This is a genomic window from Escherichia sp. S10b (assembly GCF_028421345.1).
Lineage (GTDB): Bacteria > Pseudomonadota > Gammaproteobacteria > Enterobacterales > Enterobacteriaceae > ECMA0423.
Map to the genome: position 1 here is coordinate 268502 of NZ_JAHZSO010000169.1, position 13201 is coordinate 281702.

Here is a 13201-nt window from a genome sequence, read left to right on the forward strand (position 1 = left end):
CTACGACCAGAGGTATTCGCCGATTGCGATATTCATAAGACTGAAAGCGATACTTACCGTCTTTTTACGTCGGTGCAGCTTCCGCCAGCCACTGACATACCTCGCTAAGCCGCTGCGCAGAGTCGACCAAATCTTCTGGCGCTGCCAGCACCACTTCCGGTATTGGGCAGATTTCATAACTTTCCAGTAACGGGCCTTTTAAGGTGTCCGTACAGCGTAAATGCCAGACATGGCGTAACCCCGTGGCGTTGATATAGCTCTCGCCATAGCCAATGGTACGAATCTGAATATTTCCCGGCCCACAGAGACGTGAGAGAAAAAGCCGATCAGCCTCGCTGATGGGTAATTGCGTCAGATTAATGCTGTGCGGCTGCGCGTCGGGGTTACGTACATGTGCCAGTAACTCATGCGCCAACGGTAGGCCATTCATCAGGCCATCAATGGGCGGCGGTAACAGCGAATCTGTCGGCAAGAGATTTTGCGTTGCCGCCTGCCACAACGCCAGCGGCGCGCAGCCAGCCTCCAGTTTGTCCTCCAGCAACTTTTCGCCGCGACGTCTGCGCACCCGCCATAATCCGCAGAAGATCGCCTCCTGTATTTCACTTTCACTGTCGTCAGCCTGCTGAATGCGCACTGACACTTCCCCTTCCCCGAGAAGCGTATTGATAAAGTGACGATCGTCGGCGTTGAGATTTAACAGATCGACTGCCAGCACCTCGCCCAACGGCGGTTGGCGTTCGCTTAGTTGATGTTGTAACTCGTTTAACAGCGCAATCACCTGCGGGCTGTGAGCACATTGCTCCAGGGCCGCCATACTCGGTTCATCATTCACCTGACAGGTGATCGGCAGTGGATTCATGCTGAAACTGTCATCGTTCGGTTGCGTTCCTGGCCCCAGCAGATGGAAAAATGTTTCGCTCATGAGGCACGCTCCTGCTGCGGTTCGACAAGCCCGCGCATCAGGTTTATCAGTTCCGCCCACGGGTGAATACCATTCAGCACGCCGCGATAGTTTCCGCCGGTAAACACTAAAGTGGCAGGAAAGCGAAAGACGCCAAAGCGATCGCCGATGGCTTCGCTCTGCTCAAGGTCAGCAATCGCCACCTGCCATGTATAGTCGGGAAACTCGCGCAGTAATTCGCCAATCATTACCGGATTATCGCTGACCTCTGGCGTGCGTTTCGGGTCACTGCTTAATAACAGCACGCCGTCTGGCGCTTGCGTAAGCCAGTCGTCAAGACGGGATTCACTGACTGGCGTCCAGCCGCGCGCCAGCATTCGTTGCCACAACGCATCAAATGGCGTGTCGTTGCTCATCCCTGCTCCTCCTGTGTCATCCGGTACTGGCGCAAGCGAACGCCTTCGTAATTTTCCATCGACAGACAGTCATAATTGAGACAGCGCGATTCATTAGCCGGTTGCGGCACAATTCCCCACGCAGCCAGTTGCGCCAACGCCGATTGTTCCGCAGCGGGCAGTTGATCCCGTGCCAGTTCGCTCAGGCTGCCGCCGTAGTCGTCGAGCATAGCGGGTTGCAGACCGACGAGGGCAATATGTGCTGGCAGATGTCCGCGGATATCTGCCAGCGCCAGCACTTCGGAGAAACTGTTCTGATGCAGGCTCATTTTCTTCGCGCTGAGATAAGCCGGAATGCGTTCTCCGGCATAGGTTCGCAGCGTTCCAGGTTCCAGCCCGTAGTCAATGGCATCGAGAATCAACAGATGGCTGGCGCTTTCGACATACCCCAGCAAGTTCAGTCCCTGAGTACCGCCATCGACAATCTCCACATACTCGGGCCAGTGGTAATGGGCATACAGCCGTTCCGCCACCCGCACGCCGAAGCCTTCATCGGCCCACAGCAGGTTGCCCAGCCCCATGACCACCACGCGTTGCTCGCTCATGAACGCTCCTTGTTACTTATTTTGCCAAATTTGTGGCTACGGTAGCCGTTGACCATGGTGGAGATCACCGTGTCGTCGGACATGATGTCTTCACGCAGCGCCATGTAGACATGACCGATCACAAACGCGCCAATCAGCCACATCCCCAGCCGATGCCAGCTGTGAATGTCCATTGAGTTGCCACCCGTCCAGTAGAAAAATTCCACCACATAACGGAACGGCGCAAAAATAGCGTACTGGCTGTGTTCGCTGTACAGCGCAAAACCAGTGATGATCATAAAGACCGACATCAGGAAATAGCCGAACATCGCCGCCTGGGCGATGGGATTATGGCCTATATCGGCACTCGGACGTTTTGCCAGAAACAGATACCAGCGGATTTCATACCACACGCCCTGCCACCAGCTTTTACGCCATACCGGCACGATAAACAGCTCGCGGGAGTATCGATTGCCAACAAAAGCCCAGTAGATCCGCATCAGCAAAACCACGGTAAAAACCATCCCGGCGCTGAAGTGAATTAACCTGATGTAGCCCATATAGAACAGATACGTCGCCTCGCCGCTGACGGAAGGTAGCGGCTTGCCGATAAAGTATCCGGTGACCATCAACACCGCCATGCATAACACCGTCAACCAGTGCCAGATGCGGACTGGCGCTTCAAAGACATAGTGGCTGACAACGTTGTCGCTTTTCTGTTGCATGATGATTCTCCTTCGCTGTTAACGCACCTGCACGGAGATCAGCTCGCTACCGTCGTCGCCCAGCACGTGTGTTGAACAGGCGAGGCACGGGTCAAAGCTGTGCAGAGTACGCAGGATCTCCAGCGGTTGCTCGGGGATCGCCATTTTGGTGTTCATCAGCGCCGCTTCATAAGCGCCAATCTGCCCTTTGGGATCGCGCGGGCTGGCGTTCCAGGTGGTCGGCACCACGCACTGGTAGAGATCAATCTTGCCATCGCGAATGGCGGCCCAGTGGCCTAACGCCCCGCGCGGCGCTTCGGTAAAACCGACACCACGGCACTCTGTCGGCCAGGTTGCAGGTTCCCATTTTTCCGTGGAAGCAGTGGCGAGATTGCCGTTTTTCAGGTTGGTCATCAGCTTGTCGAAGAAATACTGCAACTTACCTGCGGCCCACTGCGCTTCGTGCGCGCGGCACAAAATGCGGCCTAACGTTGACTGGATACCGGAAAGCGGCAGGTTCAACGCCGACATCATGCGATCGACCGACTCAACGGTCGCAGCATCGCCTTTGTGATAAGCGATTAACGTGCGCGCCAGCGGCCCCACTTCCATCGCGTTACCGCGCCAGCGTGGCGCTTTGATCCACGAGTAGCGTTCCTGTTCATTCAGCTGCTGAATGTTGGTATCGCTGCCTTTGACATCGCCGGGGTTGTACCACGGGTCGGTGATGCCATCGAACGGATGACGCCCGACCTGATCGTTGGGATATCGATACCAGGCGTGGTCGACAAACTCCTGCACCTGCTGCGGATCAACCAAATCCACTGGCAGCACATTGTTGAAGTCGCCGTTAATCACCGCGCCGCCAGGCATCAGCAGACTTTTCTCGCCAAAGTCGTTGGCAATATCCGGGAATGCGCCGTAGCTGAGAACGCATTTATCAGAAAGACCAGTGCCGATTTCGCTCCACGGTTTGTTGAACTGACCGATGGCTAAGGCGTCGGGGATCATCACGTTGTTAATGAAGTCCGCCGTGCGGGTGATAATTGACTGCACCAGGTTCAGGCGTTCCATATTGACTGCCCCGACCGCGCCGCTTTCGTCAATGTTGATGGCGCAAGGCATCCCGCCGACAATCCAGTTTGGATGCGGGTTTTTACCGCCAAAGACCGCGTGGATTTTGACAATTTCACGCTGGAAATCGAGAGCTTCGAGATAGTGGGCAAAGCCCATCAGGTTAGCTTCTGGCGGCAGTTTGTACTGCGGGTGCCCCCAGTAGCCATTGCGGAAGATCCCCAACTGCCCGCCTTCAACAAATTTTTTCAGGCGGTTTTGTACGTCGAAGAAATAGCCAGGGGATGATTTCGGCCAAGAGGAGAGACTTTGCGCCAGTTCGGAGGTTTTCCGCGGGTCGGCTTTCAGCGCATCTAACACATCGATCCAGTCCATCCCGGCAAGCTGATAGAAGTGCACCAGATGATCGTGGCACCAGAGCGTTGCCAGCATAATGTTGCGGATGATATTGGCGTTGTCCGGCACTTTAATACCGATAGCATCTTCGATGGCGTAAACCGAAGCCAGGGCGTGTACGCCAGTACAGACGCCGCAGATACGTTCAACGAACGCCCACGCATCGCGCGGGTCGCGCCCTTGTAGGATGATCTCCAGCCCGCGAAACATGGTGCCGCAGGAGACGGCATTGGTGATCACATTCTGATCGTTAATATTCACTTCGCAGCGCATGTGGCCTTCGATGCGCGTAATCGGGTCGACCACCAGGCGGCGTCCGGCATTATTGATGGTGTATCCCTGAGTTTCGTACTGAGTGCTCATGCCTGTTTATCCTCATTGCCTGGCTGATGTTCGGTTTCTGTAGGTTGCTGGTTATGACGTCTGCGCTGGTCAACGGCGCTGGCGACTGCGTGCACACCAACAGCCGCTGCCACCACGCCAAGCGCGGTTAAACCGACGGTATCGGCGGTGGAATGAGTACCCATTTGCGGAATATCGACCACGCGGCTGTAGAACGAACCGCGATCCCAGAAACCATTTTCCGCACAGCCCAGGCAGCCGTGACCAGACTGGATTGGGAAAGAAACGCCATCATTCCAGCGTGTGGAGGAACAGGCGTTATAGGTGGTAGGCCCTTTGCAGCCCATTTTGTACAGGCAGTAACCTTTGCGGGCAGCGTCATCATCCCAACTCTGGACGAACTCTCCGGCGTCGAAGTGGGCGCGGCGATAGCATTTATCGTGGATTCGCTGACCATAGAACATCAGCGGACGGCCCATTCTGTCGACATCTGGCAAGCGATCAAAGGTCACCATGTAAGTAATGATGGCGCTCATCACATCCGGGATCGGCGGGCAGCCAGGTACTTTGATAATGGGTTTGTCGGTGATGACTTTGTCGATAGGCGTTGCCTGCGTCGGATTGGGCCGCGCGGCCTGCACGCAGCCCCAGGACGCGCAGGTTCCCCAGGCGATAATCGCGCTGGCTCCGGCAGCGGCACGTTTGAGTTTCTCAATAAACGGTCGACCGCTGCTGATACAGAACATCCCCTGCTCGCCCAGCGGCGGATTACCTTCTACTGCGAGGATATATTTGCCATTGTATTGCGTGATGATGTCTTCGAAGACTTCTTCCGCCTGGGTTCCGGCGGCAGCCATCAAAGTATCGTCATAATCGAGGGAAATCAGGGAAAGGATGACGTCCTTCGCCAGTGGGTGAGCGGAGCGGATAAAAGATTCGGTACAGCAGGTGCATTCCAGACCGTGGATCCATACCACCGGAATGCGGGGTTTGTTCTCCAGCGCCCAGGCAATCTTTGGTGCCATTCCCGCGCCTAATCCCAGCGACGTGGCAGCCAGACTACAATATTTGAGAAAGCTGCGCCGGGTAACGCCCTGACGCCGCATGGCCTGGTAAAATGTTTCCTCGTTATTCATATCGCACGTCTCTTCTCCTTGCGACACCGGCAGGACACCGGGCGCTTATGGTCGGCAAGCGACGTCCCTGTAGCAAGGCAAACCATCGCTTCACGTGAGATGCTGAAAACGAAAGCTCATCCTTCTGCACTGGCACACGTCGCCAGAAAGTATTGTTAATAAAGCGTAGTGAAACTTTTGCACAAAACAATACAAACTGTGTGGATTTATCTTTTAGCGATAAAAATGGACCTATTTTTCTTTTGGCCGGGCGGTGGGGATGTTTAGCCGGTTGCTAAACGAGTAAAAGAGAAGGAATTCATGGTGATGAAATGATCAATCTGCTGTTATTTCACGCTATCAATGCACTTTTGGCTGTTTTTCAGGCAAACAAACAAATTAGGGGTTTACACGCCGCATCGGGATGTTTATAGTGCGCGTCATTCCGGAAGTGTGGCCGAGCGGTTGAAGGCACCGGTCTTGAAAACCGGCGACCCGAAAGGGTTCCAGAGTTCGAATCTCTGCGCTTCCGCCAAATAAGATAAGGGGTTAGCTAAATGCTAACCCCTTTTTCTTTTGCCTGTCGAAATTCTCAGGGCGTTATATTTGCTTAATGACCTGATAATCCGCTGTTAAACCTGTTCCAGATCAAATGCGTAAAGATGGGTAAAACTTCTGGGTGCCCTTACGCATTATCATTATGCTGCTTAATTAATTACATCTGTCATAGAGAGTGACTCAATGGATCGTATTGTTAGTTCTTCACATGACCGTACATCACTGCTTAGCACCCATAAGGTGCTGCGTAATACCTATTTTCTGCTGAGCCTGACGCTGGCCTTTTCGGCGATTACCGCAACTGCCAGTACGGTGCTGATGCTGCCATCTCCGGGTCTGATTCTGACGCTGGTGGGTATGTATGGTTTGATGTTCCTGACCTATAAAACGGCGAATAAGCCGACCGGGATTATCTCCGCATTCGCCTTTACCGGTTTTCTGGGTTATATCCTCGGACCAATTCTGAACACCTATCTGTCTGCCGGAATGGGTGACGTAATCGCTATGGCACTGGGCGGAACGGCGTTAGTGTTCTTCTGCTGCTCTGCATATGTGCTGACCACCCGCAAAGATATGTCGTTCCTCGGCGGTATGCTGATGGCGGGTATTGTGGTGGTGCTGATTGGTATGGTTGCTAATATCTTCCTGCAACTGCCTGCTCTGCATCTGGCGATCAGCGCGGTCTTCATTCTGATCTCCTCTGGCGCTATCTTGTTTGAAACCAGCAACATCATTCATGGCGGTGAGACGAACTATATTCGTGCCACGGTTAGCCTGTATGTTTCGCTGTACAACATCTTCGTCAGCCTGCTGAGTATTCTGGGCTTCGCTAGCCGCGATTAATCTCACCCGCTAACACTTTCATAGCCTCGCTTTATGCGGGGCTTTGTTTTTTGTTACACTGCCGCCAGTCTGATTAAGGTAGTAATAATTATGCTGATCTTCGAAGGTAAAGAGATAGAAACGGATACCGAAGGCTATCTCAAAGAAAGCAGCCAGTGGAGTGAGCCGCTGGCTGTGGTGATTGCAGAGAACGAAGGGATTTCGCTGTCGCCAGAACACTGGGAAGTGGTGCGTTTTGTGCGTGATTTCTATCTGGAATTCAATACTTCTCCGGCGATTCGTATGCTGGTAAAAGCGATGGCGAATAAATTTGGCGAAGAAAAAGGTAACAGCCGCTATTTATATCGACTGTTTCCGAAAGGTCCGGCTAAGCAAGCCACCAAAATTGCTGGCCTGCCAAAACCGGTAAAATGTATTTAACGGATACGAAAATCGGCTAATTCCCCCGAGGGATGATGCGGCTCGCTAAGCACCCGTTCCACACGCGCAGAACGCGGGCCGCCACTCTTTAACCACTGCATTAATTTTTCCACCTGCCCTTCTTCACCGCAGGCAACCACTTCCACGCTGCCATCGTCAAGATTTTTGGCGTACCCGGTTAAGCCCAGTTTTTTCGCTTCGTACTGCGTGGTGTAGCGAAATCCTACGCCCTGAACTCGCCCGTAAACCCAGGCAATTATGCAGACTTTCGACATTGCTGCTCTCCTTATCCTTAATGGACGCGTTGCAAATCCATGGAAAACTCCGGACAATGACGCCCATTTCTTTGCATCGACAGAAAAGTAAATTATGAGTGTACGTTTAGTGTTAGCCAAAGGGCGCGAAAAATCATTACTTCGTCGCCATCCGTGGGTCTTTTCCGGGGCCGTTGCCCGCATGGAAGGTAAAGCCAGCCTCGGTGAAACCATCGATATTGTTGATCATCAGGGAAAATGGTTAGCACGCGGCGCTTATTCGCCAGCTTCGCAAATCCGGGCGCGCGTCTGGACGTTTGACCCGTCTGAGTCTATCGACATTGCTTTTTTTTCCCGCCGTTTGCAACAAGCACAAAAATGGCGTGACTGGCTGGCGCAAAAAGATGGCCTCGACAGCTATCGTTTAATCGCCGGAGAATCTGATGGCCTGCCGGGTATTACTATCGATCGTTTCGGTAATTTTCTGGTGCTGCAACTGCTGAGTGCTGGGGCAGAATATCAGCGCGCGGCATTAATTAGTGCCCTGCAAACGCTGTACCCGGAATGTGCGATTTACGATCGCAGCGATGTTGCGGTACGTAAAAAAGAAGGGATGGAGCTGACCCAGGGCCTCGTCACCGGCGAGTTGCCGCCTGCCCTGCTGCCGATTGAAGAACACGGCATGAAGCTGCTGGTGGATATTCAGCACGGACACAAAACGGGCTACTACCTGGACCAGCGAGACAGCCGCCTGGCTACCCGCCGCTACGTTGAAAATAAACGTGTGCTGAACTGTTTCTCCTATACCGGTGGTTTCGCCGTATCGGCACTGATGGGCGGTTGCAGCCAGGTTGTCAGCGTTGATACCTCCCAGGAAGCGCTGGATATTGCACGGCAGAACGTTGAGCTGAACAAACTGGATCTGAGCAAGGCTGAGTTTGTCCGTGATGATGTCTTTAAATTGCTGCGTACTTATCGCGATCGCGGTGAAAAATTTGACGTTATCGTGATGGACCCGCCGAAGTTTGTTGAGAATAAAAGCCAGTTGATGGGCGCGTGTCGTGGCTATAAAGATATCAACATGCTGGCGATTCAGTTGCTGAATGAAGGCGGTATTCTCCTGACTTTCTCCTGTTCCGGTCTGATGACCAGCGATTTATTTCAGAAAATCATCGCGGATGCCGCAATTGATGCCGGCCGTGATGTACAATTTATAGAGCAGTTCCGTCAGGCAGCCGATCATCCGGTGATCGCTACCTATCCGGAAGGGCTATATCTGAAAGGGTTTGCCTGTCGCGTCATGTAACTTGAAATGTGGAATTTTACCCTTATATCAAAGGTAAAGATTTCCCGGGAGGGGACTATGATTGCCAGCAAATTCGGTATCGGCCAGCAGGTCCGCCATTCCCTGTTAGGTTATCTCGGAGTGGTCGTGGATATCGACCCGGTTTATTCGCTCTCTGAACCGTCGCCTGATGAGCTGGCGGTGAATGACGAGCTTCGCGCCGCTCCGTGGTATCACGTGGTGATGGAGGACGATAACGGCCTACCGGTTCATACCTACCTGGCTGAAGCCCAGCTAAGTAGCGAATTGCAGGATGAACATCCTGAACAGCCATCCATGGATGAGCTGGCGCAGACCATCCGCAAACAACTCCAGGCCCCGCGTCTGCGTAACTAATCCCTGAACGAATCCCCGGAAGGTTTTTGCCTTCCGGGGATTTTTTATTTGGCCAGGCCCAGGCGAGGGATCTCAATAGCCGGGCAGCGATCCATCACCACATTTAACCCGGCATCCCGTGCCAGTACTGCCGCTTGCTCATTAATCACCCCCAGTTGCATCCAGAGGGTTTTCGCGCCAATGGCAATAGCTTCCTGTGCCACGCCCCACGCCGCTTCTGAATTACGGAAAACATCGACCATATCGACCTTTTCCGGAACGTCTGCCAGCGTGCCATACCCCTGCTGGCCCAGCAGCGTTTTGCCGGCAACTTTTGGCGAAACCGGAATGACGTGATACCCCTGGTCGAGTAGATATTTCATCACGCGATAGCTGGGACGATCGGGTTTGTCGCTTGCCCCCACCAGCGCAATGGTGTGAGTGGACGTTAAAATGCCTGCAATATCGGTTTCTTTCATTATTTCCTCCAGACTGTTTAACAAAGTGTACGACAAAGCCGACATGCCAACCATGCAGCTAATACGAATGAATGAGAGCAAAAGCGGGAAATATGTCTATATGTTAGTAAGTATGATTAAAGAAAAATTTTGACACATTATTATTCGGGCGGTCTTTTGACAGGAGCTACCTATGAAAACCGGCATCGTGACCACCTTGATTGCATTATGTTTGCCGGTATCCGTTTTTGCCACCACGCTGCGGCTTTCAACCGATGTCGATCTTCTGGTACTCGACGGCAAGAAGGTTTCCAGCTCTCTGCTGCGCGGTGCGGACAGCATTGAACTGGATAATGGACCGCATCAGTTAGTGTTTCGCGTTGAGAAGACGATTCATCTTTCCAATAGTGAAGAACGGCTGTATATCTCCCCACCGCTGGTGGTCAGTTTTAATACCCAGCTCATCAACCAGGTCAATTTTCGCCTGCCTCGCCTGGAGAATGAGCGGGAAGCTAACCATTTTGATGCCGCGCCGCGCCTTGAATTGTTGGATGGCGATGCGACGCCGATTCCGGTAAAGCTGGATATTCTCGCCATTACCTCAACGGCAAAAACGATTGATTATGAGGTCGAGGTTGAACGCTATAACAAATCCGCGAAACGCGCTTCACTACCGCAATTTGCCACGATGATGGCAGATGACAGTACGCTGCTCTCGGGTGTTTCCGAGCTGGATGCTATTCCACCGCAGTCTCAGGTGCTCACAGAACAACGGCTGAAGTATTGGTTTAAACTGGCTGACCCACAAACGCGAAATACTTTCCTGCAGTGGGCGGAAAAACAACCATCTTCCTGAGATTTTTGTGCCTGTGCGCAGGCTTTTTCGGTCTTTATCTTGCAGCGATAAGTGCTTACAGTAATCTGTAGGAAAGTTAACTACGGATGTACATTATGGAACTGACGACTCGCACTTTACCTGCGCGGAAACATATTGCGCTGGTGGCACACGATCACTGCAAACAAATGCTGATGAGCTGGGTGGAACGGCATCAACCGTTACTGGAACAACACGTACTGTATGCAACAGGCACTACCGGTAACTTAATTTCCCGCGCGACCGGCATGAACGTCAACGCGATGTTGAGTGGCCCAATGGGGGGTGACCAGCAGGTTGGCGCATTGATCTCAGAAGGGAAAATTGATGTATTGATTTTCTTCTGGGATCCACTAAATGCCGTGCCGCACGATCCTGACGTGAAAGCCTTGCTGCGTCTGGCGACGGTATGGAACATTCCGGTCGCCACCAACGTGGCAACGGCAGACTTCATAATCCAGTCGCCGCATTTCAACGACGCGGTCGATATTCTGATCCCCGATTATCAGCGTTATCTCGCGGACCGTCTGAAGTAATATTGCACAGGTGGCAAACGCCACCTGTTTCTTACGGTTTTCTCGCCACCGGCACATCCAGATTTTTCAGTATTTCCACAAAGGGAGAGGGATTCTCTTTGTTAAACAGTGCCCATACCCGATGGCGTGCCCGGGTCAGCGCCACGTACATTAACCGCCGTTCTTCAGCGTCCGGGAAATCCTCAACCGGTGGCAGTAGCGCCTCTTCCATAATCGACTCCCGCGCCGCAGCCGGAAAACCATCACTTCCCTCCTGCAAGCCAACGATGATGACGTAATCCGCCTGTTGCCCTTTGCTGGCATGAATGGTCATAAAGTCGATTTGCAACTTCGGCCAGCGTGTTGCCGCTTTTTCCAGGCTGGCAGGCCTCATGTGATGGTAACGCGCCAGGATAAGAATGCGCTCTTCCGGTTTGGCATAACCAGAGAGCTTATCCAGCAAAGCGTCAAGTTGACTCTCATCCAATAACGTGACGGCTTTTTCGTCTCCATTGGTTAAGCTGTTTAGCGGCTTTTTCAACTGGCCTGGGTTCTGCTGAATAAACCGGTTTGCCACCTCACCGATACGACTGTTAAAACGGTAAGTCGTGTCTAAATCACAGCGATCGCCTTCACCAAAGTTTTCATGGAAAGCGGTGGTGAGCGACATTTGCGCACCGCTGAATCGGTAAATCGCCTGCCAGTCATCACCAACGGCGAACAACGTCGTCTGACTGTTTTGCTTGCGTAATGCCGCTAACAACGCTGCCCGCTGCGGCGAGATATCCTGAAATTCATCAACCAGAATATGCTTCCACGGGCTGATAAAGCGACCTTTCTCCAGAATCACAATCGCCTGATGAATAAGGCCCGAAAAATCGACAGCGTTTTCTGCCTTCAGCGCACCTTTCCAGGCTTTTAATAACGGGGCCATCAACTTGATACGTTTACTGAACAGATCGCGAATCTCTTCGGGTGCACTGGCAATCATTTCTGCCTGTGCACCACCGTGCATCCGCATCAGACTTACCCAACGATCGAGGCGTGATGCAAGACGACGCTGTAATTTTTCATCATCCCAGAAGTTACCTTCTGGCACTGACCACTGCATTTCTTCCGTCAGCCATTGCCGCCAGCCCTTCGCCTGCGCTTTCTTTTCGCTGCATTGCTTGCGCCACTCAGCAATAAAGAGTTCATGACGGGCAGCGGTATCATTTTCCAGTTTGCTGACTATCGGAACTTTTTTGCTGCCCTGCTGAATAATATGCAGCGCCAGCGCATGAAACGTGCGTGCGGTAATGTCTTCGGTATGTAGCCGTTCGCGAATACGCTCGTCCATCTCTTCAGCGGCTTTGCGACCAAACGCCAGCAATAAAATTTGCTCAGGGGACGCTTCACCACGCGCCAGCAACCAGCCTGCACGGGCCACCAGCACCGACGTTTTTCCGCTTCCTGCACCTGCCAGCACTAACAGAGAATGCTCGCCATTAACGACTGCCCGGGCCTGCGCCGGATTCAGCGGTGAAGACTCGACCTGGCGGAAAAAATCCGCATACTCGGTAAGCATGGCTTCGGTATACGCCTGGTTATGCTGCAACCGAGCGCTTTCAATATCTTTCAACCAGGCCTGACATTTACGCCACGCCTCACGGCAGTTATCGAATTCTTCCAGTCGGTTAACCGGCAACGGCAACGCCGACAAAGCCTGGCGGATTTGTTGCTGAACGCCAGAGGTTTGCTCACGCGTCAGCCATTTATTTTCTCCAGTGCGCGTGGCAATCAAATCCAGTTGCTGGCGTAAAACACCAGACGCAATTTCGCTCATCTCGCCACTCCACCGCCGCCAGTGAGCATCAAGATGATGGTAAAAACGCTGCGTCTCGCCCCATTCGGTGCCGTGCAGACGCACCACTTTTTCGTCCGGCAGTACAAATTCCAGCTCGCCCCATACCAGACCGCGCTTACAGTGAATCGCCAGTAATTGATTGAAAGGAATAAGGTATTCGTGGCGATCGCCGGAGACTTTAATCCCGGCATTGAGGATCACCGCCCGATCGTAAGGGTGCTGTGCCAGACGTTTTCCAAGCGTTGTCGCTTTCAGTTCCATG

The 13201-nt window shown here is 52.9% G+C and carries 15 protein-coding genes and 1 tRNA gene; 7 read left to right on the forward strand and 9 right to left on the reverse strand.

Annotation, left to right across the window (positions count from 1 at the left end; translation table 11 throughout):
- Positions 1–64: 64 nt before the first annotated feature.
- The 6 genes from FTE26_RS19440 to hyaA are packed head-to-tail and all read right to left on the reverse strand — an operon-like array spanning position 65 to position 5532.
- A complete protein-coding gene (locus FTE26_RS19440) occupies positions 65–922 on the reverse strand; it encodes a hydrogenase expression/formation protein (protein ID WP_000004899.1) in 858 nt (285 codons plus the stop codon).
- Positions 919–1317: a hydrogenase-1 operon protein HyaE gene (gene hyaE / locus FTE26_RS19445; protein ID WP_000063972.1), complete on the reverse strand. Its 399-nt coding sequence runs from the start codon at positions 1315–1317 to the stop codon at positions 919–921. Before hyaE ends, FTE26_RS19440 begins: the two co-directional genes overlap by 4 nt.
- A complete protein-coding gene (hyaD, locus tag FTE26_RS19450) occupies positions 1314–1901 on the reverse strand; it encodes a hydrogenase 1 maturation protease (RefSeq protein WP_000003664.1) in 588 nt (195 codons plus the stop codon). Before hyaD ends, hyaE begins: the two co-directional genes overlap by 4 nt.
- The gene (gene hyaC / locus FTE26_RS19455; protein ID WP_001186424.1) at positions 1898–2605 is read right to left on the reverse strand and encodes a Ni/Fe-hydrogenase b-type cytochrome subunit; all 708 of its coding nucleotides are present in this window, start codon (positions 2603–2605) and stop codon (positions 1898–1900) included. Before hyaC ends, hyaD begins: the two co-directional genes overlap by 4 nt.
- Before the next feature lie 18 nt (positions 2606–2623).
- Entirely contained in the window at positions 2624–4417 is a 1794-nt protein-coding gene (hyaB, locus tag FTE26_RS19460; protein WP_000107384.1) for a Ni/Fe-hydrogenase large subunit, read from the reverse strand.
- Positions 4414–5532, reverse strand: coding sequence for a hydrogenase 1 small subunit (hyaA, locus tag FTE26_RS19465; protein ID WP_001058323.1), 1119 nt, complete (start codon positions 5530–5532; stop codon positions 4414–4416). Before hyaA ends, hyaB begins: the two co-directional genes overlap by 4 nt.
- 426 nt (positions 5533–5958) lie before the next feature.
- Between hyaA and FTE26_RS19470 the strand changes: the two genes are divergently transcribed.
- The 3 genes from FTE26_RS19470 (at position 5959) to tusE (ending at position 7332) form a co-directional block, all read left to right on the forward strand.
- Positions 5959–6046 (forward strand) — tRNA-Ser (locus FTE26_RS19470).
- A gap of 206 nt (positions 6047–6252) precedes the next feature.
- On the forward strand, positions 6253–6912 hold the full coding sequence (gene yccA, locus FTE26_RS19475) for an FtsH protease modulator YccA (protein ID WP_000375136.1): 660 nt from the start codon (positions 6253–6255) through the stop codon (positions 6910–6912).
- Between the two features lie 90 nt (positions 6913–7002).
- Positions 7003–7332, forward strand: coding sequence for a sulfurtransferase TusE (gene tusE / locus FTE26_RS19480; protein WP_000904442.1), 330 nt, complete (start codon positions 7003–7005; stop codon positions 7330–7332).
- Here the strand turns inward: tusE and yccX are convergent.
- Positions 7329–7607 carry an acylphosphatase gene (gene yccX, locus FTE26_RS19485; RefSeq protein ID WP_000048234.1) on the reverse strand — a complete coding sequence of 93 codons (279 nt, stop codon included), beginning with the start codon at positions 7605–7607 and terminating at the stop codon, positions 7329–7331. The genes tusE and yccX overlap by 4 nt on opposite strands.
- 94 nt (positions 7608–7701) lie before the next feature.
- Between yccX and rlmI the strand changes: the two genes are divergently transcribed.
- Positions 7702–8892 carry a 23S rRNA (cytosine(1962)-C(5))-methyltransferase RlmI gene (gene rlmI, locus FTE26_RS19490; RefSeq protein ID WP_000116288.1) on the forward strand — a complete coding sequence of 397 codons (1191 nt, stop codon included), beginning with the start codon at positions 7702–7704 and terminating at the stop codon, positions 8890–8892.
- A gap of 57 nt (positions 8893–8949) precedes the next feature.
- The gene (hspQ, locus tag FTE26_RS19495) at positions 8950–9267 is read left to right on the forward strand and encodes a heat shock protein HspQ (protein WP_001295356.1); all 318 of its coding nucleotides are present in this window, start codon (positions 8950–8952) and stop codon (positions 9265–9267) included.
- Positions 9268–9311: 44 nt separating this feature from the next.
- Here the strand turns inward: hspQ and FTE26_RS19500 are convergent, their stop codons facing one another.
- A complete protein-coding gene (locus FTE26_RS19500) occupies positions 9312–9725 on the reverse strand; it encodes a CoA-binding protein (RefSeq protein WP_000665217.1) in 414 nt (137 codons plus the stop codon).
- Between the two features lie 172 nt (positions 9726–9897).
- Here FTE26_RS19500 and FTE26_RS19505 point away from each other — a divergent pair, with 172 nt between their 5' ends.
- Together FTE26_RS19505 and mgsA are read left to right on the forward strand one after the other, a co-directional pair.
- Positions 9898–10560: a DUF2057 family protein gene (locus FTE26_RS19505; protein WP_000847791.1), complete on the forward strand. Its 663-nt coding sequence runs from the start codon at positions 9898–9900 to the stop codon at positions 10558–10560.
- A 95-nt stretch (positions 10561–10655) separates the two neighbouring features.
- The gene (mgsA, locus tag FTE26_RS19510; RefSeq protein ID WP_000424181.1) at positions 10656–11114 is read left to right on the forward strand and encodes a methylglyoxal synthase; all 459 of its coding nucleotides are present in this window, start codon (positions 10656–10658) and stop codon (positions 11112–11114) included.
- A 31-nt stretch (positions 11115–11145) separates the two neighbouring features.
- Here mgsA and helD read toward each other — a convergent pair whose 3' ends face one another.
- On the reverse strand, positions 11146–13200 hold the full coding sequence (gene helD / locus FTE26_RS19515; RefSeq protein ID WP_001297106.1) for a DNA helicase IV: 2055 nt from the start codon (positions 13198–13200) through the stop codon (positions 11146–11148).
- Between the last annotated feature and the right edge of the window lies 1 nt (position 13201).

Coding starts and splice junctions, on each gene's coding strand:
- FTE26_RS19440 (WP_000004899.1), bottom strand. CDS start 922: ATGAGCGAAACATTTTTCCATCTGCTGGGGCCAGGAACGCAACCGAAC.
- hyaE (WP_000063972.1), bottom strand. CDS start 1,317: ATGAGCAACGACACGCCATTTGATGCGTTGTGGCAACGAATGCTGGCG.
- hyaD (WP_000003664.1), bottom strand. CDS start 1,901: ATGAGCGAGCAACGCGTGGTGGTCATGGGGCTGGGCAACCTGCTGTGG.
- hyaC (WP_001186424.1), bottom strand. CDS start 2,605: ATGCAACAGAAAAGCGACAACGTTGTCAGCCACTATGTCTTTGAAGCG.
- hyaB (WP_000107384.1), bottom strand. CDS start 4,417: ATGAGCACTCAGTACGAAACTCAGGGATACACCATCAATAATGCCGGA.
- hyaA (WP_001058323.1), bottom strand. CDS start 5,532: ATGAATAACGAGGAAACATTTTACCAGGCCATGCGGCGTCAGGGCGTT.
- yccA (WP_000375136.1), top strand. CDS start 6,253: ATGGATCGTATTGTTAGTTCTTCACATGACCGTACATCACTGCTTAGC.
- tusE (WP_000904442.1), top strand. CDS start 7,003: ATGCTGATCTTCGAAGGTAAAGAGATAGAAACGGATACCGAAGGCTAT.
- yccX (WP_000048234.1), bottom strand. CDS start 7,607: ATGTCGAAAGTCTGCATAATTGCCTGGGTTTACGGGCGAGTTCAGGGC.
- rlmI (WP_000116288.1), top strand. CDS start 7,702: ATGAGTGTACGTTTAGTGTTAGCCAAAGGGCGCGAAAAATCATTACTT.
- hspQ (WP_001295356.1), top strand. CDS start 8,950: ATGATTGCCAGCAAATTCGGTATCGGCCAGCAGGTCCGCCATTCCCTG.
- FTE26_RS19500 (WP_000665217.1), bottom strand. CDS start 9,725: ATGAAAGAAACCGATATTGCAGGCATTTTAACGTCCACTCACACCATT.
- FTE26_RS19505 (WP_000847791.1), top strand. CDS start 9,898: ATGAAAACCGGCATCGTGACCACCTTGATTGCATTATGTTTGCCGGTA.
- mgsA (WP_000424181.1), top strand. CDS start 10,656: ATGGAACTGACGACTCGCACTTTACCTGCGCGGAAACATATTGCGCTG.
- helD (WP_001297106.1), bottom strand. CDS start 13,200: ATGGAACTGAAAGCGACAACGCTTGGAAAACGTCTGGCACAGCACCCT.